We start from the raw sequence: 25,491 nt of genomic DNA on the forward strand, positions 1-25,491 counted from the left end.
CACGGCGCTCGCTCGTGTTGGCCTATCAACCCGGGAGGCACTGATAGACATGACAGCTTCGGCGATGACCGATGACGCCCGCGCCACATCCGGCGTACCCCTGACGCGCCCGCCAACCGATTTGCTGCGTGGCGCGGCCCTTTTCCTCGATTTCGATGGAACGCTGGTCGATATTGAACCGCTGCCCGATGCGGTTGCGGTCGATGCACGGCTGCATGCGCTGATCGCGCGGCTGGCCGATCGTTTGGATGGCCGTGTCGCGATCGTCAGTGGGCGCTCGATCGAACAACTCGATGCATTGTTCGGCGGGCTGACGCTGGCGACCAGCGGCAGCCACGGGGCCGAGTTGCGCGCGGCGGGGGGCAGCGGCGAGGTGCCCGATCGACCCCGAGCGCTGGATCAGGTGATCGGGACCATGCAGCGTTTTGCCGACGCCAATCCGGGCGTGGTGGTCGAGGTGAAGAGCTTCGGCGTCGGGCTCCACTATCGCGGCAAGCCGACCGCCGAGCAGGCCGCCGAGGCGCTCGCCACCGGTCTGGCGGCGGATCATGATCTGAGTTTGCAGCGAGGCAAAATGGTATTCGAAGTTCGCGTCCCCGGCGACAAGGGTCAGGCGATCGCACATTTCCTGGATGGCGCTCCGTTTGCCGGTGCCCGTCCGATCTTCCTGGGAGACGATTTGACCGACGAGCCCGGTTTCGAAGCCGTCGTCGCGAATGGGGGCGCCGGGATTTTGGTCGGGCCGCCGCGAGATACCGCTGCGACCTATCGCCTGAACGATGTTGGCGACGTGCTCGCCTGGTTGGACGAAGCAGGAGAAGCGGCATGACCCAGCCCAGCCTTGATCTGTGGCCGATCGGAAATTGTCAGGTGTCGGCGTTGATCGATACCTCCGCGCGATTCGTTTGGGGGTGCGTACCGCGTGTCGATGGCGATCCGTTGTTTTCGTCGCTGCTGGACGGGCAAGATCCCGACAAGAACGGCGCGGTGGGCCTGTGGGCGATCGACCTGATCGACCGTGTGTCGGTGACGCAGGAATATCTGCGCAACACGCCGATCTTGGTTTCCACGCTGACCGATGCGCACGGCGGCGCGATCGAGATCATCGATTTCTGTCCGCGCTTCGAGCGGCTTGGACGGATGTACCGCCCCGTCGCCTTTGCGCGGATCGTGCGCCCGTTGCGGGGTAGCCCGCGGATCAAGGTTCGTCTTCGCCCCACGCGCGGCTGGGGCGATCCCGCCGTTCAGACGACCAGCGGGTCGAACCACGTCCGCTACTTGCTCGAAGGGTTGCAATTACGGTTGACCACCACCGCCCCGGTCGGCGCGTTGACCGACGAGCGGGTGTTCCGGATCGAAAAGCCGCTGCACTTCTTCCTCGGCCCCGACGAGAGTTTCGGCGGCGATATCGCGATCACCATCGAGGAGATGCTGACCTATACCACGCGCCACTGGCAGGGCTGGTCGCGCGGATTGGCGACGCCGTTCATGTGGCAGGATGTGGTGATCCGTTCGGCGATCACGCTGAAGCTGTGTCAGCATGAGGAAAGCGGGGCGATCGTCGCGGCGCTTACCTCGTCCATCCCGGAACATGCCGGTTCCGAGCGGAACTGGGACTATCGCTACTGCTGGATCAGGGACGCCTATTATACCGTGCAGGCGCTGAACCGCGTCGGCGCGCTGGACGTACTGGAGGGCTATCTCGGCTATCTCCGCAACATCGTGGACGAGGCCAAGGGCGGCGACATCCAGCCACTTTATTCGGTGCTGGGCGAGGCTGAATTGACGGAGGTTCAGGCCCCGCGATTGGCGGGGTATCGCGGCATGGGGCCGGTGCGGGTCGGCAATGAGGCGTATGTTCAGGTCCAGCACGACGCGTACGGCCAGATCGTCCTGTCGAACGTCCAGGCATTTTTCGACGAGCGGCTGTTCCGGATGGCGGGCGAAGAGGATTTCGAGAGCCTGGAACGCGTCGGCGAGCGTGCATGGCAGTTGCACGACAAGCCCGATGCGGGCCTATGGGAATTGCGCACGCGGCAATCGGTCCATACCTATTCGACCGCGATGTGCTGGGCGGCATGCGACCGGCTGGCGAATGCCGCCGACCGGCTGGGTTTAACCGAGCGCCGCGATTTCTGGCAGGATCGCGCCGACCGGATCAAGGCGACGATCCTCGACAAGGCATGGCGGCCCGACACCAACCGGCTTTCGGCGACGTTTTCGGGCGACGATCTCGACGCAAGCCTGATCCAATTGCTCGACCTGCGGTTCCTCGCGCCTGACGATCCCAAGTTTCTGGGCACGCTGGAAGCGGTCGAACATGGGTTAAGGCGCGGCAGCCATATGCTGCGCTATGATACCGAGGATGATTTCGGACTGCCGGAGACCGCATTCAACGTCTGCACCTTCTGGCTGATCGAGGCGCTGCATTTCACCGGGCGTGACAAGGACGCGCGGGAATTGTTCGAGGAAATGCTGTCGCGGCGGACGCCTGCGGGGCTGCTGTCCGAAGACATCGACCCCGTGACGGGGGAGTTGTGGGGAAATTACCCGCAAACCTATTCGCTGGTCGGCATGATCAATTGCGCCGTCCTGCTGAGCAAACCGTGGAGTGCGATCCGTTGAGCCGCCTGATCATCATTTCGAACCGCGTATCCGCGCCAAAGGCGAAATCGGATGCGGGTGCGCAAGGCGGCCTCGCGGTCGCGCTATCGGCGGCGCTGCGCGAATATCGCGGTTTGTGGTTCGGCTGGTCGGGTGAAGTCACGGACAAATTCAGCGGCCAGATCAATTTCGAACGCGTGCAGGGCGTCACCACCGCGACGATCGATCTCGAGCAGCAGGACGTCGAGGAATATTACAACGGATACGCCAACCGGACGCTGTGGCCGCTGTTCCATTATCGCATCGATTTGGCCGAGTATGAGCGCGGCTTTGCGGGTGGGTATGAGCGCGTCAATGAACGATTCGCCGACACCATCCGCCCGCTGATCGAGCCGGACGACGTTTTGTGGGTGCAGGATTATCACCTCTTCCCGCTGGGCCACGAATTGCGCGCGCGCGGGTGCGAAAATCGGATCGGGTTTTTCCTGCATATTCCGTGGCCGCCACGTCGCCTGCTCGGGTCGCTTCCCGAAGCGGCTGAACTGGTCAAAAGCCTGTTCGCCTATGATCTGGTTGGTTTTCATACCGAGGAATGGCTCGACAGTTTCCGTGATTATGCGATCAAGGATCTGGGTGCGGTCGAGAGCGAGGATGACGTCCTGTTGCTCGATGGTCGGGCGCTACGCGTGGTTGCCGCGCCGATCGGCATCGACACCGCGGAATTCGTCGAAGCGTCGAAATCCCCGATTGCTCGGTTGGCCAACCGGCGCATGCGCGATTCGGCGGACGGGCGCGACATGATGGTGGGGGTGGATCGCCTCGATTATTCAAAGGGGCTGGAAGAGCGATTCCTGGGGTATGAGCGCTTTCTTGCCGAACATCCCGAGGAGCGCAAAGAGGTGTTTCTGCTCCAGATCGCGCCGCCATCGCGCGGCGAGGTGGAGAGCTATCAGAAAATCCGTGCGACCCTGGAGGGGCTGTCGGGACGGATCAATGGCGCATTCGCCGATACCGACTGGGTGCCGATCCGCTACGTCAACCAGGGCTATCCGCGCGCGCAACTCGCGGGCATTTATCGTGCGGCGAAGATCGGGCTGGTGACGCCGCTTCGCGACGGGATGAATCTGGTCGCCAAGGAATATGTCGCGGCGCAGGATCCCGACGACCCCGGCGTCCTGATCCTGTCGCGCTTTGCAGGCGCGGCGAAGCAGATGGAGGGCGGGGCGGTCCTGATCAATCCGTACAGCGCCGAAGAGATGTCGGACGCGATCATCAAGGCGCTGAAAATGCCGCTGCGCGAACGCAAGAAACGCTGGCGCGCGATGATGGACAATGTGGAAGCGGAAGACGTGATCTGGTGGCGCAAGCGGTTTACGGATGCGTTGATGGGGGAACGGGCGACGGCTTGAGTATCAAGAACTGCGCGAATCAGCGGTTGCGCAACAACGCCCAGGCTTCGCGAACGGTGTTGCGCGCGAATAGCCACAACAGCACGGCATAGGTCGCGACACCCAGCCCGGCGAGAACCAGTAGCGTCAATGGTGGCGAAAGCGCGGGCAGCACGCCGTCGATCCCCACCACCACCACGCCCATCGCCAGTGCCGCTAACAAGCCCGGCGCGATCGCCGTACCCAGCGCGCGCCACGATGCGCCGATCACCGGCATCGAACGGATCGCCGTCACAATCGTGAGCGCCGCCATTCCCGCGAACCACGCAATCGACAGCCCGGTGATGCCCCACGCGATCCCCACGCCGAACGACACCGGCAGCACGAGGCCCCCCGCGACCGAATTGCCGAGTGCAATCCCCGGCTTCCCCAATGCATTGGTGGCGGGCGCGAACAGGATTTGCAGCGTCAGGAACGGCATGGCGAGCGCCAGGATCGGGATGATCGCTGCGGTCTCGACCCATTTTTCACCCAGAAACGTCAGCACCATGGGCTCGGCGGTCGCGGCCATACCGACATAGGCGGGCAGGGTGACGAGCAGGATCAGTCGCACGGTCTTGGCAAAGCTGCTCGCCAGCATCGCCCGGTCGTCCTGGATCTGGGCGTAAGCCGCGAATGCGACCTCGTTGAGCGCGGGCACGAATTTGGACGCGAGAATCTGGGTCAGGAACAATGCCGTCGTGTAGATGCCCAAGTCGTGCGCCGACAAATAGCGTCCGCCGATGAACACGTCCGACTGGCTCTGCACGAACCAGAAGAACTGGACGAGCATCATCGCCCCGCCGAAGCGGAACAGATGCGTGGCGCCGCGGAAATCGAAGCTCGGCCACATCCAGGCGCGCGCCGCCCAGCTCATGCCGATCCCTTCGGCGAAGAAATAGACCATCGGTGCGGCGACCAGCGTCCATACGCCCCAGCCGGTGGACGCGCAGGCGAACGCGGTGATCGCCCCCAGCGTCGCCGACACCATCCGCACCTGAGCCTGACGTTTGAAATCCATGCGGCGGGCAAGCAGCGCACTGGGCAACGCCATGAACGGATTGGCGATATAGAGGATCGCCTGCACCCGCAACAGGTCGGCCACCATCGGCTCGTTGAAATAATCCGCTGCCAGCGGCGCGAGCAGGAATTGCCCCGCGCCCAAGCTGAAATTGAGCAGCACCAGCATACCGAACACCTGACGCTGCTGGTGGTGCGTGCAATGTTCGTCGCGCACCAGCGCCGAGGCAAAACCCCAGCCGTTCATCAGGTTGAGCAGCACCAGCACGACCTGAGTCATTGCGAACAGGCCGTAATCCTCGGGCTCCAACAACCGGATGACGAGGAACGTCGATGCCCACATCACGAGTTGCGCCGCGAACTGGCTGCCCGATCGCCAGAATACCGCCGATCGCACCCGCGCGATCATGCCGCTTGCCCGGTCCTCCGGCGCAGCTTCGATGGGGGTCTGGATCGTCATTCCACAAGCGCGATTGATGTCGCGGCGAGCATTCCGGCGAGCAATATCTGTTCCAGATTACCGATTGGATCGCGCTTCGCCGCACCCAGTGCGGCCGCCGCGATCAATTCGTCGTCCCACGGTTCGATCGGCGTGTCGTCATCATTGTCGCTGCGTGCTCGGCCTTCCCATTTGAGCCGCAACAGCGCGGCCGCGGAGCGATTGCGGACGAACAGATAATCGTGGATTTCGAAAGTTGGCACCGCGCCGATCTCGCGTTTGTAGCCGCTGTCTCCGGTGCCGAAATCGACCTGCGCGACGCCTGCTTCGCGCGCCTCTGCCAATTGGTGATAGGTGACGATCTTGCCCACGCGGTGTTCGCTGAACTCCGCGTCGAAACTCGACGCGATGGCATATTGCCGGTTGCCGGAGGTCAGGTCGAAGCTGAACGCGATGGGTCTGTCGCCGAGCCACAAGATGGTCGCCGACAACGCGTTGGCCAGGACCGGATCGGCGACAACCCGCTGCCAAATTGCGCGCTGTTCTGGACGCAGGAACTTGGCACCGCTGCCGTCGGTGGAGGTGCCGACCCAGCTTGCCGCCTCGACCTCGCCCAGCGATTCGAACACGCTGGTTGTCCAGCCATCACCACGCACGGTTTCGATTCGGAGATCGCCCATGGCTTCCAGCCGTCGGCGATACCCGCCCAGCCGCTTGATCGTCGATCTGCGCGGCCAGTCCGGGGCGTTCAGATCAAGCGTGAAACTGCGCCCCAGCGACCGCGTCAGCACCGTCCATCGCGCGCGTTTCGCCGCGCGGACCAAGGCCACTGTCGCCGGTTCGTCGGCATAGACCGGCCCCATCCGCCACATCGGGGACAGTGCCGCGCGCGTGCCCGCATGGGCCAGCATCGCGGCGAGTTCGGACCAGCTTGCCCCGGCATCGACAACGGCGTATCGAAACGGCCAATAGGCGCCGGGTACGTTGCCCAGCCCGATCATCATCGGCCCCACGGGCGACACCGGGATGGCGGCGATCGGTGATCCGTCCAGCCTGCGCCCGATGAGCGTCGAGCCGCCTTCGGGTGCGGATGCCGCAAACCAGTTGGCGCGGAGAAACCGGTGGCCGGGATGCGCGCGGCCCGCCAGCGCATCGATCGCCGCCGGAAACCCGGCATAGAGATCGACATCGACCGCGCTCGTCCGACGCGCGCCGATCGTGGAGATACGGTCGATTGCCGCCATTATGTCACCGAATGTCGCGTCGTGTCCCGCATGGTCGCGGGCGTAGCGCACAATCCCTAACGATCGGGAAAACGCGGCGATCTTTTTGCGCGACGGCGATTTTCAAATGCTGACGGGATCGGCTAGGGCTGCGCCCCAAGGAGAGACGAGAATGCACGATTTCGATTTCGCGTTGGGCGAGAATGCGGACATGATCCGCGACGTGACGCGTCGGTTCGCTGCCGACCGAATCGCGCCGCTCGCTGCGAAGATCGACGCCGAGGACTGGTTTCCGCGCGACGATTTGTGGACCCAGATGGGCGAACTCGGGCTGCATGGGATTACCGTCGCGGAAGCGGATGGCGGGCTGGGCTTGGGCTATCTGGAACATGTCATCGCCTGTGAAGAAGTCAGCCGGGCCTCCGCTTCGATCGGTCTGTCTTATGGTGCGCACTCCAACCTCTGCGTCAATCAGATCGCGCGCTGGGCGAACGAGGATCAGAAGGCAAAGTACCTGCCCAAACTGATTTCGGGCGAGCATGTCGGCAGTCTGGCGATGTCCGAAGCGGGCGCGGGCAGTGACGTCGTCGGCATGAAGATGCGCGCCGAGAAGGCCGATGGTGGCTATGTCCTCAATGGCACAAAATTCTGGATCACCAACGCCCCCTATGCCGATGTGCTGGTCGTCTATGCCAAGACCGGCGAAGGGTCACGCGGCATCACCACGTTTCTGATCGAAAAATCGTTCAAGGGATTTTCGATCGGTCAGAAGATCGACAAGATGGGGATGCGCGGCAGCCCGACCGCGGAACTGGTGTTCGACGATTGTTTCGTACACGACGACGCGGTCATGGGGCCGGAAAATGGCGGTGTCGGCGTGCTGATGTCGGGACTCGATTACGAACGCACCGTGCTCGCTGGTATCCAGCTTGGCATCATGCAAGCGTGCCTCGACGTGGTCCTTCCCTATGTCCGCGAGCGCAAGCAGTTCGGGACGCCGATCGGGTCGTTCCAGTTAATGCAGGCCAAGATCGCCGACATGTACGTCGCGCTTAATTCGGCGCGCGCCTATGTCTATGCGGTCGCCAAATCCTGCGACGCGGGCAAGACCACGCGCTTCGACGCGGCGGGCGCGATCCTGCTGGCGTCCGAAAGTGCGTTCAAGGTGGCAGGTGAGGCGATCCAGGCGCTGGGCGGCGCGGGCTATACCAAAGACTGGCCGGTCGAACGCTTCCTGCGCGATGCCAAGCTGCTCGACATTGGCGCGGGCACCAACGAAGTCCGGCGCATGTTGATCGGACGCGAGCTGATCGGGGCGGCATCTTGAGCGCCGACACCAACTACGCCGAGGCGCCCGATCTGAGCCGCCGACAACGCGGTTTCCTGGGCTTTGTCGAACGGGCGGGCAATATGCTGCCCGAACCGACGATGATCTTCGTCTATCTGATCATTGCGTTGATGATCCTGTCGGCGTTCGGGCAATGGCTCGGTTGGTCGGCCGATCTTTCCTATACCGGCGACACCGCACCCGCCTGGGCTAGCCTTGAAAACGGTACGCTGACCTATTCGGCGACCAGCCTGTTTTCCGCGGAGAATATCGGGCGGTTGCTGACCGAAATGCCGCGCACGATGAGCGGGTTTGCGCCGCTGGGGCTGATCCTGGTCATCATGCTGGGTGCCGCGGTGGCCGAGCGGTCGGGGCTGTTTTCGACGCTGATCCGCGCGTCGCTGCGCAATGCGCCGCGCGCCATCCTGACGCCGATCGTTGCGATCATCGGTATGGTGTCGCACCATGCGTCGGACGCCGCCTATATCGTGTTCATTCCGCTCGCGGCGATCATCTATGCGTCGATGGGGCGGCATCCGCTGGCGGGGCTCGCCGCCGCATTCGGCGCGGTCTCGGGCGGTTATGCGGGCAATATCACGCCCGGGCAGATCGACGTGCTGCTGTTCGGCTTCACGCAGGAAGCGGCGCGCATCGTCGAGCCCGGCTGGACGATGAATCCGCTGGGCAATTGGTGGTTCATCCTGTCGATCGTGGTGATCTTCACCCCCGCCATCTGGTTCATCACCGACAAGGTGGTCGAGCCGCGATTGGGCAAATGGGGCGGCGAGGCGGATGCCGATATGAAGGCCGAGCTTGAGCGATCGGAAGTCACGCCTCAGGAAAAACGCGGATTGCGCTGGGCGGGGCTGGCGGCGCTGGCGATCGTTGGACTGTACGCTGCGCTGACGATGATCCCCGGTTACAGTCCGCTGATCGACGCGGAAGCCGAAGGGACCGCGCAGCTCCAGCCCTTTTACGGCGCGCTGATTGCCGGTTTCTTCCTGCTGTTCGTCAGTTGCGGTATCGCGTTCGGCGTTGCCGCCGGCACGATCAAGAAGTCCGACGACGTGACCGCGATGATGCGCGAGGGCATTGTTACCCTCGCACCGTACATCGTCTTCGTGTTCTTCGCCGCGCATTTCGTTGCCATGTTCAACTGGTCGAGACTGGGGCCGATCATCGCGATCAACGGCGCGGAAGCGCTTCAGACGTTGAGCCTGCCCGCACCGTTCCTGCTGGTCAGCGTGCTGCTGCTCTCGTCCTTCCTCGACCTGTTTATCGGCTCTGCCAGCGCCAAGTGGAGCGCGCTTGCCCCCGTTGTCGTGCCGATGTTCATGCTGCTCGGGATCAGCCCGGAGATGACCACGGCCGCGTACCGGATGGGTGACAGCTACACCAACATCATGACGCCACTAATGAGTTACTTCCCATTGATCCTGGCGTTCGCGAGACGGTGGGACAAGTCGTTCGGGGTGGGGTCGCTGCTGGCGCTGATGCTACCGTTCGCGCTGACCTTCATGGTGCTGGGGATTTCGATGGTGGTGATGTGGGTGTTCATGGACTTTCCCTTGGGGCCGGGGGCGCAGGTCTTCTATGCCGCGCCCGGCATCGTCGGCCAATGAGCGCACCGGTGATCGCGTCCAAGGTCGCGCCCGACAGCGACGATTTCCACGCCAATGCTGCGCACAACCGCGCGCTTGTCGACCGGCTGCGCGGCGATGTCGCGAAGGCGGCGCTTGGCGGCAGCGAGAAAGCGCGAGAGAAGCATGAGGGGCGCGGCAAATTGCTCCCCCGCGACCGTGTCGAGCGGCTGCTGGATCCGGGGTCGCCGTTTCTGGAAATCGGACAGCTTGCTGCCGGCGACATGTATGGCGGCGAGATTCCGGGCGCGGGGATGATCGCCGGGATCGGTCGCGTGTCGGGCCGACAGGTGATGATCGTCTGCAACGACGCGACGGTGAAGGGCGGCACCTATTATCCGATGACGGTCAAGAAGCACCTCCGCGCGCAGGAGATTGCCGAGGCCAACCGGTTGCCGTGCATCTATCTGGTGGATTCGGGCGGCGCAAACCTGCCGCATCAGGCGGAAGTGTTTCCCGACCGCGACCATTTCGGGCGCATCTTTTTCAATCAGGCGAACATGTCGGCCAAGGGCATTCCGCAGATCGCCTGCGTGATGGGGAGCTGCACCGCGGGCGGAGCTTACGTGCCTGCGATGTCGGATGAGACGGTCATCGTGCGCAATCAGGGCACGATCTTCCTCGCCGGACCACCGCTTGTGAAGGCGGCGACCGGTGAAGTCATCAGTGCCGAGGATCTGGGTGGCGGCGACCTGCACGGGCGCAAGTCGGGTGTGGTCGATCATGTCGCCAAGAATGACGAACATGCGTTGACCATCGTGCGCGATATCGTCAGCCATTTGCCAGCCGACCGCGCCGTCGATGTGGCGCTGAAAGACCCGCGCGCGCCGAAATACGACGCGAGCGAGCTTTACGGAATCGTGCCCCAGGACGTCCGCGCACCCTATGACGTGCGAGAGGTGATCGCGCGGCTGGTCGATGCATCCGAGTTTCACGAGTTCAAGGCGCTGTACGGCACCACCCTCGTCTGCGGCTTCGCGCATATCTGGGGGATGCCGGTCGGGATCATCGCCAATAACGGCGTGCTGTTCAGCGAAAGCGCACAGAAAGGCGCGCATTTCATCGAACTGGCGTGCCAGCGGCGCATTCCGCTGCTGTTCCTCCAGAACATTTCGGGCTTCATGGTCGGCGGCAAGTACGAGGCGGAGGGGATCGCCAAGCATGGCGCGAAGCTGGTCACTGCGGTCGCCACCGCGACCGTGCCCAAGATCACGGTGCTGATCGGCGGCAGCTTCGGCGCGGGCAATTACGGCATGTGCGGGCGGGCATACGATCCGCGCTTCCTGTTCACTTGGCCCAACAGCCGGATTTCGGTGATGGGCGGTGAGCAGGCGGCATCGGTGCTCGCGACGGTCCACCGCGATGCCGAGACCTGGGACGAAGCGCAGACCGAGGCGTTCAAGGCACCCGTCCGTCAGAAATACGAGGATGAAGGCAATCCCTGGCACGCCACCGCGCGGCTGTGGGACGACGGCATCATCGACCCGGCGCAGACGCGCGACGTGCTGGGGCTGGCGTTCGCCGCGACGCTGAACGCCCCAATTCCGGAGCGCCCGGCGTTCGGCGTGTTCCGGATGTGATGAGACATAGCGGCTCTTCAATCCTCCCCGAGCTAGTCTCGGGGAGGGGGACCGCCCGGCACAGCCGGGTGGTGGAGGGGCAACCGCGCCCGAGCAGTATGCACGATGTGGTGAATAACGGCGTCCAAGTCTTGCAACACCTCCGAGGCCGGAATCCGCAACGTCGCAATACCGTGACGCTCAAACCATGCGTCGCGCGCCGCGTCACGAACGGGTCGATTTCCACGCGAATGCGCCTCGCCGTCGACCTCAATCGCCAGCCGCGCGTCGCCGCAGTAGAAATCGAGCGTGTAGACGTCGCTCGGATGCTGTTTGCGAAACTTGAGTCCGTCGGGTCGCCTGCGCAGCGCCTGCCACAGCAGTACTTCCGGCAGAGACATCGCTTTGCGAAGCTTTCTCGCGTGCATGACGCCACCCGGCGCGGGCTTGGGCGCAATATCCCTGAGCATGTCGATACCCCCTCCACCATGCTTCGCATGGTCCCCCTCCCCGAGACAAGCTCGGGGAGGAATTGGAAGTAGCACCCATGATCCAGTCCCTCCTCATCGCCAATCGCGGCGAGATCGCTTGCCGCATCATCCGTACTGCGCGCGACATGGGCATTCGTACCGTCGCGGTCTATTCGGATGCCGACGCGCAGGCGCTGCATGTTCGCCAGGCGGATGAGGCGGTGCAAATCGGGCCGTCGCCTGCGCGCGAAAGCTATCTGGTTGGGGACAAGATCATCGCGGCGGCCAAGGCGACGGGCGCGGAGGCTATCCATCCCGGCTATGGCTTCCTGTCCGAGAACGCCGAGTTCGCCCAAGCCGTGATCGACGCCGGACTGATCTGGGTCGGACCCAATCCCGACAGCATCCGCGCGATGGGACTGAAGGACGCCGCCAAGGAGCGGATGATCGCGGCAGGGGTGCCCGTTACGCCCGGCTATCTGGGCGAGGATCAAAGCGCCGACCGGTTGCAGGCGGAAGCCGACGTGATCGGCTATCCGGTGCTCATCAAGGCGGTTGCAGGCGGTGGCGGCAAGGGGATGCGGCGCGTCGATGCAGCCTCCGACTTCGCCGACATGCTGCTGTCGTGCAAGCGCGAGGCGGCGTCGTCGTTCGGCGACGACCGCGTCCTGATCGAGAAATACATCCTGAGCCCACGCCATATCGAGGTCCAGGTATTCAGCGACCGCCACGGCAACGTCGTCCATCTGTTCGAACGCGACTGCTCGCTCCAGCGCCGCCACCAGAAAGTGATAGAGGAAGCGCCCGCGCCCGGCATGGACGAGGCCACGCGACAGGAAATTTGCGCAGCCGCAGTACGTGCTGCAAAGTCGGTCGATTATGTCGGTGCGGGGACGATCGAATTCATCGCCGACGCCAGCGAAGGCCTGTGCGCCGACCGCATCTGGTTCATGGAAATGAACACCCGGCTGCAGGTCGAGCATCCGGTGACCGAGGAGATTACCGGCGTCGACCTGGTCGAATGGCAGTTGCGGGTGGCGAGCGGAGAGCCCTTGCCGAAGCGGCAGGACGAGTTGTCGATCGACGGGGCGGCAATGGAGGTCCGGCTCTATGCCGAAGATCCGGCCAAGGGATTCTTGCCCAGCACCGGTCCGCTCACCGAATGCTACCTCGCCGATCACGGCATCCGCGTGGATACCGGCGTAGAGGAGGGCGGCGAAGTCACGCCGTTCTACGACCCGATGATTGCCAAGTTGATCGCGCATTCCCCGAACCGCGACGAGACGATCGAATTGCTGTCCGATGCGGTGGCGTCAAGCATCGTCTGGCCGGTCAGGACGAATGGCGCGTTCCTGCTCAAGGCGCTGGCGGACGAGGATTTCGTCGCTGGGCGGCTCGATACAGGGCTGATCGAGCGGCGAGGTGATGCGTTGATGCCCGACGCGCAGCCGTCGTCCTTTGCGCTATCAGCGGCGGCGGCGCGATTGATGGAGCCGTTTGCCGCGACGCCCGCCATACCCGGCTTTCGCCTCAATGCCGATTCGGTGCGCCGGGTTCGCGTGTCGGTGGCGGGGCAGATGCACGATGTCGAGTCGTCGGACGAGCAAAGCACTTGGGTCCGCGTTGACGGGGATCAGGTTCGTATCGACGAAGGTGGGCAGACCTTTGCGATCACGCTCGCGCGCACCGATGGCGTCGCGGGCGGTGCCGCGTCGGACGGCGCGATCCTCTCGCCGATGCCGGGTAAGGTGATCGCGGTCGAAGTGGCGGCGGGCGATGTCGTAGTCACGGGGCAGAAATTGCTGACGCTCGAGGCGATGAAGATGGAGCATTCGCTCACGGCGCCGTTCGACGGAGTCGTGGCGGAGTTCAACGCGAGCGTTGGTGGGCAAGTGAGCGAAGGCGCGCTGCTGGCAAAGGTGGAGCGGGCGGAGTAACCTTATCCCCGTTCGTTTCGAGCGAAGTCGAGAAACGCAGCGGCAGGAAGGGGTTTCTCGACTTCGCTCGAAACCAACGGGTTGAGGACGGATATATGGCTGGTAAGCATTACGACGAATGGCAGGTCGGTGATGCGATCGCGCACGACCTGCACCGCACGGTGACCGAGACGGACAATCTGCTGTTCTCCACCATGACGCATAATCCGCAGCCGCTTCATCTCGATGCGGAAGCCGCCAAGGCGAGCGAGTTCGGTCGCATCCTCGTCAACGGCACCTTCACCTTTGCGCTCATGGTGGGACTGTCGGTGGGCGACACGACGCTGGGCACGCTCGTTGCCAATCTGGGGTACGACAAGGTCGTTATGCCGAAGCCGGTATTCATCGGTGACACGATGCGCGCGGAAACCGAAGTGGTCGAACTGCGCGACAGCAAATCGCGGCCCGAAGCAGGGCTTGTCACCTTTCGCCACCGATTGATCGACCAGCATGGCGATGTGGTGTGCGAATGCCTGCGCACAGCGCTCTTGAAGCGCAAGGCTTCATGATGCGGCTACGCTCGCTACTGTTCGTGCCCGGCGACCGTCCCGAGCGCTTCGAAAAGGCGCTGGCGTCGGGGGCGGATGCGCTGATCCTCGACCTCGAAGATTCAGTCGTGTCCACCAAGAAGGACGAGGCACGCGACGCCGTCGCGGCGTTCTTGAAGGGCACCCACACCGCGCATGTCTTCGTCCGCGTGAACCCGATCGACAGCGATTTTGTCGATGCGGACGTCGCGGTTGCGCGCCATGCCGATGGCGTGATGCTGCCCAAGGCAGAAGGCGCGGCATCGGTCGATGCGTTGGTCGCGAAACTGGGGCCGAACGCACCGCCGATCCTGCCGGTCGCGACCGAAACCCCGCGTGCTGTGTTTCTGCTCGGCGATTACGGCGCGGTCGCCCATCGCTTGTGCGGGTTGACCTGGGGGGCGGAGGACTTGCCCGCCGCGATCGGCGCGGTGTCGAGCCGCGAGGACGATGGCGGCTATACCGACCCGTACAAGATGGTCCGGGCACTGACCTTGTTCGGCGCACATGCCGCGGGTGTGCCCGCGATCGAGACGGTCTGGCCGAACATCAAGGATGTCGACGGGCTGACCGCCTATGCCGCGCGCGGCAACCGCGACGGATTCACCGGCATGATGGCGATTCACCCGGCGCAGGTTGCGGCGATCAACGCGGCCTTTACGCCCGACGAGGCGGCAATCGCGCACGCCCAGGCAGTGATCGCGGCGTTCGAGGCGAACCCGACCGCAGGCGCATTGCAACTGGACGGCAAGATGATCGACGCCCCGCATCTGAAACAGGCTCGGGCGCTGCTCTCACGGGTGTAACAAAGCGCGGAAAACCGCCATTTGTCATCAAAGTGTCACCAAATCCTAAGCCAGTGTTTACCACTGATCGGTTAGCGACTGCGGCATGGTCGCATTTGCCTCTCCGCCCGCGCCGATGCGCGACTCGGCTCCCTGGTTGACGCCTGACGAGCGCCGTCCGCAACGGGTACGGCACGACGCACCCTTTGGCGAAGTGATCGAGTTGTTTCGCAGCCAGCCCGACATGCGCGTGCTGCCGGTAGTCGATATCGACGAACGCCCGGTCGGCGCGGTGTTCGACCGCGACGTTCGGCAATTGCTGCTGAACCCATATGGCCATGCGCTGCTCCGCAATCCCAGCTTCGGTGGATCGCTGGGCGCGTTCGTCATGCCGATGCCGGTCGCCGATGCCAGCCATTCGGTGCCGCGCCTGATCGACATCTATCGCACCGCGCAAGGATCGGAGGGCATGATCCTGACCGAAGGCGGCAAGCTGATCGCGGTGCTGACCAACCGGCGGCTGGTCAATCTGGCCGCCGAACACGAGGTGGCGCGCGCCAGACGTCAGCTGGAGCGTAGTCAGCGCATTGCGGTGGCCACCGCCACGTTCGAACGCCATGTCGAGACGTTACTTGCCGACATGACCGAACTTGCGCGCACCGTGCACGAAAACGCAGCGACCACCGCCGAGCGATCGATCCGGACCGGCGCCCATGCCGGGGCGGTCGCAGCCGCGATTACGCAGGGCAGCGCGCATCTTGCTGCGATCGAGGATCAGGGGCGGGGACTCGTCGCATCGCTGGGGCAGGTCCGGCGCAGTACGGGGGATGCGCGCGCGCTGGTGGACACCACGGTGTCGCTGGTCGCGGACGGCAGCCGCCGCACCGACGACCTGGCGCGATCGGTGGCGTCCGTCGATCACGTCATCGCGTTGATCGGCGACATCGCGACCAAGGTCAGCCTGCTCGCGTTGAATGCCGGGATCGAGGCGGCCCGATCTGGCGATGCCGGACGAGGGTTCGCGGTCGTGGCCAACGAGATCAAATTGCTGTCGCACCAGACGTCGGCGGCCGCCACGCGCGTTGTGGGTCATGTCGCCGATATCGGAGAGGCGGTTGGCGAAGTGCGATTGGCGCATCAGGCGGTCGAGGCAGCGATCACGCGCATCGACCAGCGTTCGGAAGCCATCGAATCAGCCGTCGCCGAACAGGAATCGCTGACCCATTCAATCGCCGCCAATGTGGCGGAGGCAGCGCAGGCAGCGTCTGGCGTGGAACAGGATGCCAGCGCGATCGCCACCAACGCCCGGACGGCGTCCGATCGCGCGCAGGCGATGTGCGTCACCGCCGAACGGCTGCATGTGAGCGCGGAAGCCGTCGCTCGCGAAACCAAGGAACTGATCGATCAGATGCGGGCGATCTGACCGGCTCGGTCAGGCGCCGTTGTCGCCATCCGCTTCGACCGCGATGCGGATCGGCTTGCCCAGGATGGTCTGCACATAGACGCGCTGGATCAGGACATAGGTCACGACCGTGATCGGGGCCGCCAGCAGCACGCCCAGAAACCCGAACAAGGTGCCTGCGCCCACCACCGCGAACAGCAGTACCGCGGGCGGCACATCGACCGCATGCTTTTGAATCAGCGGTTGCAGGACGTTGCCCTGAACCTGCTGCACCAGCAGGAACAGCGCCATCGTCCACAGTGCGGTTGCGGGCGATACCGTGAAGGCCAGGATGACAGCGGGCACCGCCGCGATGATCGGGCCGACGAACGGAATGATGTCGAGCAATCCTGCGATCAGACCCAGACCGCCTGCCGCGGGTACGCCCAGCAGCAGCAGCCCGAACCAAGTGAGGGCGGCGACCACCGCCATCGACATCAATTGCCCGACCATCCAGCCGCGCAACGCTGCGGTCGAATCGTCGAGTGCCTTCTCCGCAGTCGGTTCGGCGCGCTTGGGGATCAGATAGAGGAAGCCGCGGCGATAGACGGCGGGCTGGGTCGCGAGGAAGATCGCACCGACCAGCACCAACGCGAAATCCGCGAGCCCACTGCCGACCGAAACGACATAGCCGCCCGCGCGGCTCATGATCGACGAAATGTCGCTGGTGCCGCTGGAAATGACGGTGCGCAGTCGTTCGCCCAGACCCCAAGTGTTGAGCTGCGCCTCGATAGCAGCAAGCGCCTTGGGGAATTGCTCGCGGATGGTTTCGAATTCCTGCGCGAGTTGCGTGCCGAACAGCACGAACACGCCCGCAAACGCACCCAGCAGCAACAGGATGCCCAAGGTCAGCGACCAGCCACGCGGCAGACGCGTGATCCGGGTGATAAGGCGCGACATGGCGTCGAACACCACCGCCAAAACGATCGCGGCGAACAGCAGCAGGAACAGGCCGGTCAATTGCAATAGCAGCGCCGCGACACCGACCAGCGCGATCAGGATGACCACGCGTCCGGCAAAGGTTGCGGCACTTGGCGACAGCCAGCCGCCTGCGCGTTCATTCTGTTCGTGCATCAAAAAGACCCCCCGCGACTGTCTTAGCCGCCTGATACGCGACAAAGCGTGAGGTCGGCAATCGTTCCCGCATTGCGCTTGGTGCTTTACGCCGCAATAGTCGCGCCCAACCAAAGATCAGAACATCCAAAGGGGAAGTCCATGAAATCGCTCGCGCTTGCGCTCGTCTCGCTTACCGCGCTCGCCGCTGCCGATGTGCAGGCTCAGGTCGCACCGCAGCCCGCTCCGCCGGTAGAGGCAACCGAAGCTCCCGAGGATGAGACGCTGCGCCAAGGCGAAGAACCGAAACCCTTGCCCCAGCCCGCGCCCGCCGTGGCGCCCGCCGCACAGCCGGCGCCGGCCGCAGCAACTACGCCGGCCAAGCCCACTAAGTGGGATGTGAATCGTCCGACCGGCGCGCCGATCCGTCAAATTCCGATCCGCGTTTCGGAGGGGAGCTGGATGGACGTGGACGTGTCGCCCGACGGGAGGACGATCGCGTTCACGCTGCTCGGTGACATCTACACCATGCCGATTGCGGGGGGCACGCCGACGCGGATTTCCGAAGGGCTGGCCTGGGAAGTCCATCCGCGCTTCTCGCCCGATGGACGCCGCATTGCCTTCACTTCCGATCGCGGCGGCGGCGACAATATCTGGGTGATGAACGCCAACGGGTCCGACAAGCGTCAGGTGACGAAGGAGGATTTCCGCCTGCTCAACCAGCCGAGCTGGTCGCCGGACGGGCGCTACATCGTCGCCAAGAAGCATTTCACCACCGGCCGTTCGCTCGGCACCGGAGAGGTGTGGATGTACCATGTGTCTGGCGGGGGAGGGGTGCTGCTGGTCAAGCGGCCCAACGAACAGCATCAGAAGGAACTGGGCGAGCCGGTCTACGCCCCCGATGGCGAGAGCGTCTATTATACGCGCAACGTCACGCCGGGGCCGATCTTCGAATATGCGCAGGATTCGAACACCGGTTTGTTCGACATCGAACGCTATGATCTGGGCACTGGCGAAGTGACCAAGGCGGTGACCGGGCTGGGCGGATCGGTGCGTCCGCAGCCTTCGCCCGATGGCAAGAAGATCGCGTTCGTCCGGCGCGAGGCGACGCGGTCGAAGCTGTACGTCAAGGATCTGGAATCGGGCGTCGAGCGCAAGATCTACGACGATCTCGATCAGGACGTTCAGGAGACCTGGGCGGTGACCGGCGTCTATCCCAACATGGCGTGGACGCCCGATAGCGATTCGATCGTGTTCTGGGCCAAGGGCAAGATTAACCGCGTCGATGCCGACGGCGCGAATGCGCGCGAAATTCCGTTCACGATCAACGACACGCGTGACGTGATCGACCCGCCGCAATTCGCAGTCGATGTCGCGCCCGATCAGTTCACGACGAAGATGCCGCGCTTCGCGAGCGTCTCGCCCGACGGACGTCAGGTGGTGTTCGAAAGCCTGGGCAAACTGTACGTCAAACCGATGGGTGGCGGCGCGGCCCGGCGGCTGACGCGCGGGGGCGACGGGTTCGAACTGTTCCCCAGCTGGTCGCGCGACGGGCGGCAGATCGTGTTCGTCGGCTGGACCGATGAGGGTCTGGGCACGATCCGCACCGTTGGTTCGGGCGGCGGCAATGCCCGAGACGTGACGACGCGGCCGGGTCATTATGCGCGCCCGCATTTCTCGCCCGATGGCGATACGATCGTGTTCGAACGCAACGCGGGCGGCAACCTGACCAGCCCGCGCTGGTCGGAGGACCCCGGCGTGTACCGCGTCGCGGCGTCGGGTGGCGCGCCGGAGATGGTCGCGCGCGGCATGGGCGCACCGCATTTCGGATCGTCGAGCGACCGCGTGTTCATGATCGGCCAGGATGACGGCAAGCGTCAGTTGGTCAGCACCTCGCTGACTGGCGAAGCTAAACGCGTTCACGCGGCGGGCGAACTCGTCACCGATTACGTCGTGTCGCCAACCGGCGAATTCGTCGCGTTCCGCCAGAATTACGAAGCCTATGTCGTGCCGCTGATGCCCGGCAACCAGACGGTGGAACTGTCGGCAACGTCGAAGGCGCTGCCGGTGACCAAGGTTTCCGGATCGGGCGGCGATTACATCCATTGGGCATCGAACGGTAACCGGCTGCACTGGAGCCTGGGGCCGACGGTCTACACGGCCGAGACCGCGCAGCTCTTCCCGATGGCCCCGCGGCCCGAGGGTGTGCCGGGCTTCGTCGCGCCGACATCGGGTGTGTCGCTGGCGATGCAGCAAGATGCAGCCATCCACCGCGGCACGACAGTGCTGACCGGTGCGCGGATCGTCACGATGGCGGGCGACAATGGCGGGGTGATCGACGATGGTGTGATCGTCATCCGCGACAACCGCATCGCCGCAGTCGGTCCGCGGGCGAGTGTGCAGATCCCGGCAGGTGCGACCATGGTCGATGTTGCGGGCAAGACGATCATCCCCGGCCTGATCGACGCACACGCGCATGGCCCGGCGGGGACGGGGGAACTGATCCCACAGACCAACTGGTCTATGGTTCAGAATTTGGCGCTGGGATCGACCACGATCCACGATCCGTCGAACCGGGCGAGCGAAATCTTTGCCGCGTCCGAAATGCAGCGTGCCGGTCTGATCGTCGCGCCGCGTATCTTTTCCACCGGCGAGATCGTCTATGGCGCGCGCGCTGCCGACGTCTATGCGGAGATCAACAGCCTAGACGATGCGCTGTCGCATGTCCGGCGGCTGAAGGCGCAGGGCGGGCATTCGGTCAAGAACTACAACCAGCCGCGGCGCGAACAGCGGCAACAGGTGGTCGAAGCCGCGCGGCTGGAGAATATGCAGGTCGTGGCAGAGGGTGGCTCGCTCTACGGCATGGACATGAATCTGGTTGCCGATGGCAATAACACGCTGGAGCACAACATCCCGCTCGAGATATTCTACGACGATGTGGTGCAGATGTACCGCCAGACGCGGGTCGCTTACACGCCAACGCTTGGCGTCACCTATGGCGGTCTGGCGGGCGATCCCTATTGGCGTCAGGCGACCGATGTCTATGCGCAGCCGCTGCTGAAAGCGCATACCCCGCCGGCACGATTGTTGGCTGACAATGCGCGGCGAGTGAAGGCACCGGACAGCAACTTCGTCGACGACGAATCCGCGCGCGAAGCGAGGAAGCTGGCGCAGGCAGGCGTGCCGGTCGCGGCGGGCGGGCATGGCCAGCAGGCGGGGATCGCGATCCACTGGGACATCTGGTCGTTCGCACGCGGCGGGATGACCCCGGTCGAGGCGCTGGCGACGGCGACCAGCGAAGCGGCGCGTTCGCTGGGCATGGCGCGCGACATCGGCACGCTGGAAGTGGGCAAACTCGCCGACCTGCTGGTGCTGGACGGCGATCCCACCGAGAATATCCGCAACACCGAACGCGTGTCGCGGGTGATGCTCGGCGGGCGGCTCTACGATGCCGCGACGATGCGCGAGGTCGAGACCGGTACCGGTGGCCGCGGTTCTTATTGGTGGGAGGGTGAAGCGGAGCGCTGAGCCACACCCATCCCGTTCGTGCTGAGCTTGTCGAAGCACTGTCCTTCTTGGCACGAAGAAAAGGACAGCATTTCGACAAGCTCAATGCGAACGGGGTAGGGATGGTTCTGGGAAAACGAGCGTTTCGTCCAAGCCTGCGCTTGACGCGGCGGGGGCCAGTCGGCGACTGCTCCCCCAACACAGGAGACTCCCCCATGAAAACCCGCGCCGCCGTCGCCTTCGAAGCGAAACGCCCGCTCGAAATCGTCGAACTCGATCTCGAAGGGCCGAAAGCGGGCGAAGTGCTAGTCGAAATCATGGCGACCGGCATCTGCCATACCGACGCGTACACGCTCGACGGGCTCGACAGCGAAGGCATTTTTCCCTCGGTGCTGGGCCATGAAGGCGCCGGGATCGTGCGCGAAGTCGGCGCAGGCGTTACCAGCGTCGCGCCGGGCGATCATGTCATCCCGCTCTACACGCCGGAATGCCGCCAGTGTAAGTCGTGCCTTTCGGGCAAGACCAATTTGTGCACCGCGATCCGCGCCACGCAAGGCAAGGGGCTGATGCCCGACGGTACGACGCGGTTCAGCCACAAGGGCCAGCCGATCTTCCATTATATGGGCTGCTCGACCTTTTCGAACTTCACCGTCCTGCCAGAAATCGCGGTTGCGAAGATTCGCGAGGACGCGCCGTTTCAGACGAGCTGTTACATCGGTTGCGGCGTGACAACGGGCGTCGGCGCGGTGGTGAATACCGCCAAGGTTCAGGTCGGCGAGACGGTTGTCGTGTTCGGGCTGGGCGGCATCGGCCTGAACGTCATTCAGGGCGCACGGCTGGCGGGGGCGTCGATCATCATCGGTATCGACGTCAATCCGGACCGCGAAGACTGGGGCCGCCAGTTCGGCATGACGCATTTCCTGAACACCAAGGGCATGAGCCGCGAGGAGATCGTCGCCAAGGTCGTGGAGATGACCGGGGGCGGGGCGGACTACAGCTTCGACTGCACGGGCAATACCGAGGTGATGCGCACCGCGCTTGAATGCTGCCACCGCGGCTGGGGCGAATCGATCGTCATCGGTGTGGCCGAAGCGGGCAAGGAAATCGCGACGCGCCCCTTCCAGCTCGTTACCGGGCGCGTGTGGAAGGGCACCGCGTTCGGCGGCGCGAAGGGGCGGACGGATGTGCCCAAGATTGTCGATTGGTATATGAACGGCAAGATCGCCATCGACCCGATGATCACCCACGTCCTGACGCTGGACGAGATCAACAAGGGGTTCGACCTGATGCATTCGGGCGAGAGCATTCGAAGCGTGGTTGTGTATTAAATGAGCCGTCACCCCGGACTTGTTCCGGGGTCCACCGGACGGCAAACGAAAGCGTAAGAGAAGCTTGCTCCACGCAAGCGGCTTAGTGGACCCCGGAACAAGTCCGGGGTGACGGTTTCTAGGAGAGAGAAAAATGTTCAGCCATGTCATGCTCGGTGCCAACGATACCGAGGCGTCCAAGACCTTTTACGACGCAACCCTCGGCGCATTGGGCGCGCGTCCCGGGCGCGCCGATGACAAGGGTCGGGTGATGTGGATGCACAATGGCGGCATATTCATGTTAACCAAGCCGATCGACGGCAATCCCGCCTGCCACGCCAATGGCGGAACGGTCGGGTTCGCTGCGGCGTCCAAGGAAGAGGCCGATGCCTGGCACGAAGCGGGCCTTGCCAATGGCGGCACCGCGATCGAAGACCCGCCCGGCATCCGCTCGAATGCGTTCGGCAGCCTTTATCTCGCCTATCTGCGCGATCCGGCGGGGAACAAGGTCTGCGCGATGCACCGCCCCGCGCAGTGAGCAGGGCGTGAGCGAAGCAAGCTGGATATTGACGCTGACCTGTCACGACCGGGTCGGCGTCGTGGCGGGGGTGACCGGGCTGCTGGCACGGCATGACGGGTTCATCCTCGACAGCCAGCAATATGCCGATCTGGAGACGGGGCGCTTCTTCATGCGCGTCGTCTTCACCGGCGGCGGGCCGCGCTTTCCGGCGGATGGCGAGCGGTTGCGCCAGGCGCTCGGCGGCGTCGCCGCGGAGTTCGAACTCGACTGGTCACTCTCGCGCGCCGACCAGCGACCGCGGATCGTCGTCGCGGTGTCGAAGGGCTCACATTGCCTGAACGACCTGCTCCACCGGCAGCAATCGGGCGCGCTGTCGGCAGAAATCGTCGCGGTCGTGTCCAACCACGACAAGTTGCGCGGGCTGACCGAATGGCATGGTCTGCCCTATCATTTGCTGGACGGCGACAATGCCGCGCAGGAAGCAGCGATCGACGCAGTAATGGCGGATGCGGACGCCGACTTTCTGGTGCTCGCGCGCTACATGCAAATCCTGTCGCCTGAATTTGCTGGCCGGCTGGCTGGCAAGTGCATCAACATTCATCACAGCTTCCTGCCCGGCTTCAAGGGTGCGAAACCCTATCACCGGGCGCACGAGCGTGGCGTCAAACTAATCGGCGCGACCGCGCATTTCGTCACCAGCGATCTCGACGAAGGACCGATCGTCGAACAGGCGGTCGAGCGGGTCGACCACCGCGCGTCAGTCGACGACCTGATCCGCATCGGCCGCGATATCGAGGCGCAGGTGCTGGCCCGCGCGGTAAATGCGCTGGGCGACCGGCGCGTGTTCCTGAACGGCAACCGGACGGTGGTATTTCGATGAGCATGAAGACGGTTTCGACCAACAAGGCGCATGGCGGGGTGCAGGGCGTCTATCGCCACGCATCGACCGCGACCGGCACCGATATGACTTTCTCGGTCTATGTCCCGCCGCACGAAGACGGCGCGAAGCTGCCCGTGCTCTGGTATCTGTCCGGGCTGACCTGCACCCATGCCAACGTCACCGACAAGGGCGAGTTTCGCGCGGCCTGTGCCGAGCATGGCGTGATCTTCATCGCCCCCGACACATCGCCGCGCGGCGAAAGCGTGCCCGACGACGATGCCTATGATTTCGGGCAGGGTGCGGGCTTCTACGTCGATGCAACGCAAGAATCCTGGGCGGAGCATTTCCAGATGCGCCGCTATATCGAGGATGAATTGCCTGCACTGATCGCCGCCGAATTTCCCGCTGCCGACATGACGCGCCAGTCGATCACCGGGCATTCGATGGGCGGTCACGGTGCGCTGACCATTGCTCTTCGTCATCCCGATCGGTTCAAATCGGTTTCCGCGTTCGCGCCGATCGCCGCGCCATCGCAAGTCCCTTGGGGAGAAAAGGCGTTGGGCGGCTATCTGGGCGACGATCGCGCGGTCTGGCGGCTGCACGATGCCTGCGCGATGATCGAGGATGGCGCGCGCCTCGCCGAACTGCTGGTCGATCAGGGCGATGCCGACCAGTTTCTGGCCGAGCAGTTGAAGCCCGAATTGCTGGAGGCGGCATGCAAGGATGCGGGCATCGACCTAACGCTCCGAATGCAACCCGGCTATGACCACAGCTATTATTTCATTGCCACCTTCATGGCCGACCACATCGCCTGGCACGCCGAGCGATTGAAGCAGGAATAAGCTGCAGGAGTGGTTCTGGAGGCCCGAGCCGGAATCGAACCGGCGTGCACGGATTTGCAATCCGCTGCGTCACCACTCCGCCATCGGGCCGAGAGCGGCGCAGATGGGCCACGTGGGGGTGCGGTGTCAACTCCCGGAAAGCGATAAAAGGCTGACGTCGCCCCTTGGCGTAGCTAGGGCTCACGGATAGAAGCACAAAGTCCCAATGTGTATTGCAACACTAACACAGTTATGCGACAGGGGTTGTCGATGATCAGCACTGCCACCGATTCTACCCGAACCGCCACCCCGTTCGCGGCGATGCGCGATGCGATGGTGGTCAGCCAGCTGCGCACCAGCGCGGTCGACGACAAGCGCGTGATCGAAGCGATGGCGCGCGTTCCGCGTGAGGATTTCGTACCGAATGCGGTCAAATCGCTGGCGTATCGCGATACGCAATTGTCGCTGGGCGACGGCCGCATGCACAATACGCCGCTTGCGACCGGGCGGTTGATCAACGAAGCGGCGATCCAGCCGGGTGATCGGGTGCTGCTGATTGGTGCGGCGGGCGGCTATGCCGCAGCGGTGCTTTCGCGGCTGGCAGCCACGGTCGTGGCAGTCGAGGAAGCGCCGCTGGCAAACGAGGCGCGCGTCGCGCTGAGCGGCTTCGCCAATGTCGAGATCGTCGAAGGCGCGTTGGCAAACGGTGCGCCTGGTCATGAGCCGTTCGACGTGATCATGATCGATGGCGCGGTGGAGGCGCTACCCGACGCGCTTGTCGAACAGGCGAAGGACGGTGCGCGCATCGTCACCGGGCTGGTCGATCGCGGCGTGACGCGACTGGCAGCGGGCAGGCGCACGGCGGGCGGGTTCGGCCTGTTCGATTTCGTCGATCTCGATTGTGCGATATTGCCGGGCTTCTCGGCACCACGCGAATTCAAGTTTTGAACCAGGGACGTTCCGTT

General features: G+C 64.0%; 20 protein-coding genes and 1 tRNA gene. 16 read left to right on the forward strand and 5 right to left on the reverse strand.

The window, feature by feature from the left end; all coding sequences use genetic code 11:
* Nucleotides 1-64 precede the first annotated feature (64 nt).
* Genes otsB through ENHY17A_RS06490 form a run of 3 tightly spaced genes read left to right on the forward strand, consistent with a single transcriptional unit; the run spans nucleotide 65 to nucleotide 4,013 of the window.
* Nucleotides 65-829, forward strand: a complete 765-nt coding sequence (gene otsB, locus ENHY17A_RS06480) for a trehalose-phosphatase (protein WP_159711171.1) — start codon at nucleotides 65-67, stop codon at nucleotides 827-829.
* Nucleotides 826-2,625 carry a glycoside hydrolase family 15 protein gene (locus ENHY17A_RS06485; protein ID WP_159711173.1) on the forward strand — a complete coding sequence of 600 codons (1,800 nt, stop codon included), beginning with the start codon at nucleotides 826-828 and terminating at the stop codon, nucleotides 2,623-2,625. The genes otsB and ENHY17A_RS06485 overlap by 4 nt, the downstream gene beginning before the upstream one ends.
* The gene (locus ENHY17A_RS06490) at nucleotides 2,622-4,013 is read left to right on the forward strand and encodes an alpha,alpha-trehalose-phosphate synthase (UDP-forming) (RefSeq protein WP_159711175.1); all 1,392 of its coding nucleotides are present in this window, start codon (nucleotides 2,622-2,624) and stop codon (nucleotides 4,011-4,013) included. The genes ENHY17A_RS06485 and ENHY17A_RS06490 overlap by 4 nt, the downstream gene beginning before the upstream one ends.
* A gap of 19 nt (nucleotides 4,014-4,032) precedes the next feature.
* Here ENHY17A_RS06490 and ENHY17A_RS06495 read toward each other — a convergent pair whose 3' ends face one another.
* Both ENHY17A_RS06495 and ENHY17A_RS06500 read right to left on the reverse strand, forming a co-directional pair.
* Nucleotides 4,033-5,511, reverse strand: a complete 1,479-nt coding sequence (locus ENHY17A_RS06495; protein ID WP_236547782.1) for a lipopolysaccharide biosynthesis protein — start codon at nucleotides 5,509-5,511, stop codon at nucleotides 4,033-4,035.
* Nucleotides 5,508-6,734 carry a GNAT family N-acetyltransferase gene (locus tag ENHY17A_RS06500; protein ID WP_159711177.1) on the reverse strand — a complete coding sequence of 409 codons (1,227 nt, stop codon included), beginning with the start codon at nucleotides 6,732-6,734 and terminating at the stop codon, nucleotides 5,508-5,510. The genes ENHY17A_RS06495 and ENHY17A_RS06500 overlap by 4 nt, the downstream gene beginning before the upstream one ends.
* A gap of 151 nt (nucleotides 6,735-6,885) precedes the next feature.
* Between ENHY17A_RS06500 and ENHY17A_RS06505 the strand changes: the two genes are divergently transcribed.
* From ENHY17A_RS06505 to ENHY17A_RS06515, 3 genes are read left to right on the forward strand one after another with little or no spacing between them, the layout of a single operon-like run.
* Nucleotides 6,886-8,040, forward strand: a complete 1,155-nt coding sequence (locus tag ENHY17A_RS06505; RefSeq protein WP_159711179.1) for an acyl-CoA dehydrogenase family protein — start codon at nucleotides 6,886-6,888, stop codon at nucleotides 8,038-8,040.
* A complete protein-coding gene (locus ENHY17A_RS06510; protein ID WP_236547783.1) occupies nucleotides 8,037-9,662 on the forward strand; it encodes an AbgT family transporter in 1,626 nt (541 codons plus the stop codon). The genes ENHY17A_RS06505 and ENHY17A_RS06510 overlap by 4 nt, the downstream gene beginning before the upstream one ends.
* Nucleotides 9,659-11,260, forward strand: a complete 1,602-nt coding sequence (locus tag ENHY17A_RS06515) for a carboxyl transferase domain-containing protein (protein WP_159711181.1) — start codon at nucleotides 9,659-9,661, stop codon at nucleotides 11,258-11,260. Before ENHY17A_RS06510 ends, ENHY17A_RS06515 begins: the two co-directional genes overlap by 4 nt.
* A 32-nt stretch (nucleotides 11,261-11,292) precedes the next feature.
* On the opposite strand, the gene ENHY17A_RS06520 is transcribed toward ENHY17A_RS06515, so the two are convergent.
* Nucleotides 11,293-11,709 (reverse strand): endonuclease domain-containing protein, encoded by a 417-nt coding sequence (locus ENHY17A_RS06520; RefSeq protein ID WP_159711183.1) that lies wholly within the window; start codon nucleotides 11,707-11,709, stop codon nucleotides 11,293-11,295.
* Nucleotides 11,710-11,786: 77 nt separating this feature from the next.
* Between ENHY17A_RS06520 and ENHY17A_RS06525 the strand changes: the two genes are divergently transcribed.
* The 4 genes from ENHY17A_RS06525 to ENHY17A_RS06540 all read left to right on the forward strand — a co-directional run bounded on the left by ENHY17A_RS06525 (nucleotide 11,787) and on the right by ENHY17A_RS06540 (nucleotide 16,420).
* Nucleotides 11,787-13,646: an acetyl/propionyl/methylcrotonyl-CoA carboxylase subunit alpha gene (locus ENHY17A_RS06525; RefSeq protein WP_159711185.1), complete on the forward strand. Its 1,860-nt coding sequence runs from the start codon at nucleotides 11,787-11,789 to the stop codon at nucleotides 13,644-13,646.
* 95 nt (nucleotides 13,647-13,741) lie between these two features.
* A complete protein-coding gene (locus tag ENHY17A_RS06530) occupies nucleotides 13,742-14,194 on the forward strand; it encodes a MaoC family dehydratase (protein ID WP_159711187.1) in 453 nt (150 codons plus the stop codon).
* On the forward strand, nucleotides 14,194-15,018 hold the full coding sequence (locus ENHY17A_RS06535) for an HpcH/HpaI aldolase/citrate lyase family protein (RefSeq protein WP_159714242.1): 825 nt from the start codon (nucleotides 14,194-14,196) through the stop codon (nucleotides 15,016-15,018). The genes ENHY17A_RS06530 and ENHY17A_RS06535 overlap by 1 nt, the downstream gene beginning before the upstream one ends.
* A gap of 115 nt (nucleotides 15,019-15,133) precedes the next feature.
* Nucleotides 15,134-16,420, forward strand: coding sequence for a methyl-accepting chemotaxis protein (locus ENHY17A_RS06540; RefSeq protein ID WP_236547784.1), 1,287 nt, complete (start codon nucleotides 15,134-15,136; stop codon nucleotides 16,418-16,420).
* Nucleotides 16,421-16,429: 9 nt separating this feature from the next.
* On the opposite strand, the gene ENHY17A_RS06545 is transcribed toward ENHY17A_RS06540, so the two are convergent.
* The gene (locus ENHY17A_RS06545) at nucleotides 16,430-17,512 is read right to left on the reverse strand and encodes an AI-2E family transporter (RefSeq protein ID WP_159711191.1); all 1,083 of its coding nucleotides are present in this window, start codon (nucleotides 17,510-17,512) and stop codon (nucleotides 16,430-16,432) included.
* 141 nt (nucleotides 17,513-17,653) lie between these two features.
* On the opposite strand from ENHY17A_RS06545, the gene ENHY17A_RS06550 reads away from it, so the two are divergent.
* The 5 genes from ENHY17A_RS06550 to fghA all read left to right on the forward strand — a co-directional run bounded on the left by ENHY17A_RS06550 (nucleotide 17,654) and on the right by fghA (nucleotide 24,547).
* Entirely contained in the window at nucleotides 17,654-21,019 is a 3,366-nt protein-coding gene (locus ENHY17A_RS06550; RefSeq protein WP_159711193.1) for an amidohydrolase family protein, read from the forward strand.
* 194 nt (nucleotides 21,020-21,213) lie between these two features.
* Nucleotides 21,214-22,326 carry an S-(hydroxymethyl)glutathione dehydrogenase/class III alcohol dehydrogenase gene (locus ENHY17A_RS06555; RefSeq protein WP_159711195.1) on the forward strand — a complete coding sequence of 371 codons (1,113 nt, stop codon included), beginning with the start codon at nucleotides 21,214-21,216 and terminating at the stop codon, nucleotides 22,324-22,326.
* A 133-nt stretch (nucleotides 22,327-22,459) separates the two neighbouring features.
* The gene (locus ENHY17A_RS06560) at nucleotides 22,460-22,843 is read left to right on the forward strand and encodes a VOC family protein (RefSeq protein WP_159711197.1); all 384 of its coding nucleotides are present in this window, start codon (nucleotides 22,460-22,462) and stop codon (nucleotides 22,841-22,843) included.
* 7 nt (nucleotides 22,844-22,850) lie between these two features.
* Nucleotides 22,851-23,705 (forward strand): formyltetrahydrofolate deformylase, encoded by an 855-nt coding sequence (gene purU, locus ENHY17A_RS06565; RefSeq protein WP_236547785.1) that lies wholly within the window; start codon nucleotides 22,851-22,853, stop codon nucleotides 23,703-23,705.
* Nucleotides 23,702-24,547, forward strand: coding sequence for an S-formylglutathione hydrolase (gene fghA / locus ENHY17A_RS06570; protein WP_159711201.1), 846 nt, complete (start codon nucleotides 23,702-23,704; stop codon nucleotides 24,545-24,547). The genes purU and fghA overlap by 4 nt, the downstream gene beginning before the upstream one ends.
* Nucleotides 24,548-24,563: 16 nt before the next feature.
* Here fghA and ENHY17A_RS06575 read toward each other — a convergent pair.
* Nucleotides 24,564-24,637 (reverse strand) — tRNA-Cys (locus ENHY17A_RS06575).
* A 159-nt stretch (nucleotides 24,638-24,796) separates the two neighbouring features.
* Between ENHY17A_RS06575 and ENHY17A_RS06580 the strand changes: the two genes are divergently transcribed.
* Nucleotides 24,797-25,474 carry a protein-L-isoaspartate O-methyltransferase family protein gene (locus ENHY17A_RS06580; RefSeq protein ID WP_159711203.1) on the forward strand — a complete coding sequence of 226 codons (678 nt, stop codon included), beginning with the start codon at nucleotides 24,797-24,799 and terminating at the stop codon, nucleotides 25,472-25,474.
* Nucleotides 25,475-25,491 lie beyond the last annotated feature (17 nt).

The organism is Sphingomonas sp. AX6 (assembly GCF_902506605.1).
Lineage (GTDB): Bacteria > Pseudomonadota > Alphaproteobacteria > Sphingomonadales > Sphingomonadaceae > Sphingomonas.

What these genes read in the sequence shown, in the direction of transcription:
- otsB (WP_159711171.1), top strand. Translation starts at nt 65, where the DNA reads ATGACCGATGACGCCCGCGCCACATCCGGCGTACCCCTGACGCGCCCG.
- ENHY17A_RS06485 (WP_159711173.1), top strand. Translation starts at nt 826, where the DNA reads ATGACCCAGCCCAGCCTTGATCTGTGGCCGATCGGAAATTGTCAGGTG.
- ENHY17A_RS06495 (WP_236547782.1), bottom strand. Translation starts at nt 5,511, where the DNA reads ATGACGATCCAGACCCCCATCGAAGCTGCGCCGGAGGACCGGGCAAGC.
- ENHY17A_RS06500 (WP_159711177.1), bottom strand. Translation starts at nt 6,734, where the DNA reads ATGGCGGCAATCGACCGTATCTCCACGATCGGCGCGCGTCGGACGAGC.
- ENHY17A_RS06505 (WP_159711179.1), top strand. Translation starts at nt 6,886, where the DNA reads ATGCACGATTTCGATTTCGCGTTGGGCGAGAATGCGGACATGATCCGC.
- ENHY17A_RS06515 (WP_159711181.1), top strand. Translation starts at nt 9,659, where the DNA reads ATGAGCGCACCGGTGATCGCGTCCAAGGTCGCGCCCGACAGCGACGAT.
- ENHY17A_RS06520 (WP_159711183.1), bottom strand. Translation starts at nt 11,709, where the DNA reads ATGCTCAGGGATATTGCGCCCAAGCCCGCGCCGGGTGGCGTCATGCAC.
- ENHY17A_RS06525 (WP_159711185.1), top strand. Translation starts at nt 11,787, where the DNA reads ATGATCCAGTCCCTCCTCATCGCCAATCGCGGCGAGATCGCTTGCCGC.
- ENHY17A_RS06530 (WP_159711187.1), top strand. Translation starts at nt 13,742, where the DNA reads ATGGCTGGTAAGCATTACGACGAATGGCAGGTCGGTGATGCGATCGCG.
- ENHY17A_RS06535 (WP_159714242.1), top strand. Translation starts at nt 14,194, where the DNA reads ATGCGGCTACGCTCGCTACTGTTCGTGCCCGGCGACCGTCCCGAGCGC.
- ENHY17A_RS06540 (WP_236547784.1), top strand. Translation starts at nt 15,134, where the DNA reads ATGCGCGACTCGGCTCCCTGGTTGACGCCTGACGAGCGCCGTCCGCAA.
- ENHY17A_RS06545 (WP_159711191.1), bottom strand. Translation starts at nt 17,512, where the DNA reads ATGCACGAACAGAATGAACGCGCAGGCGGCTGGCTGTCGCCAAGTGCC.
- ENHY17A_RS06550 (WP_159711193.1), top strand. Translation starts at nt 17,654, where the DNA reads ATGAAATCGCTCGCGCTTGCGCTCGTCTCGCTTACCGCGCTCGCCGCT.
- ENHY17A_RS06555 (WP_159711195.1), top strand. Translation starts at nt 21,214, where the DNA reads ATGAAAACCCGCGCCGCCGTCGCCTTCGAAGCGAAACGCCCGCTCGAA.
- ENHY17A_RS06560 (WP_159711197.1), top strand. Translation starts at nt 22,460, where the DNA reads ATGTTCAGCCATGTCATGCTCGGTGCCAACGATACCGAGGCGTCCAAG.
- fghA (WP_159711201.1), top strand. Translation starts at nt 23,702, where the DNA reads ATGAGCATGAAGACGGTTTCGACCAACAAGGCGCATGGCGGGGTGCAG.
- ENHY17A_RS06580 (WP_159711203.1), top strand. Translation starts at nt 24,797, where the DNA reads ATGATCAGCACTGCCACCGATTCTACCCGAACCGCCACCCCGTTCGCG.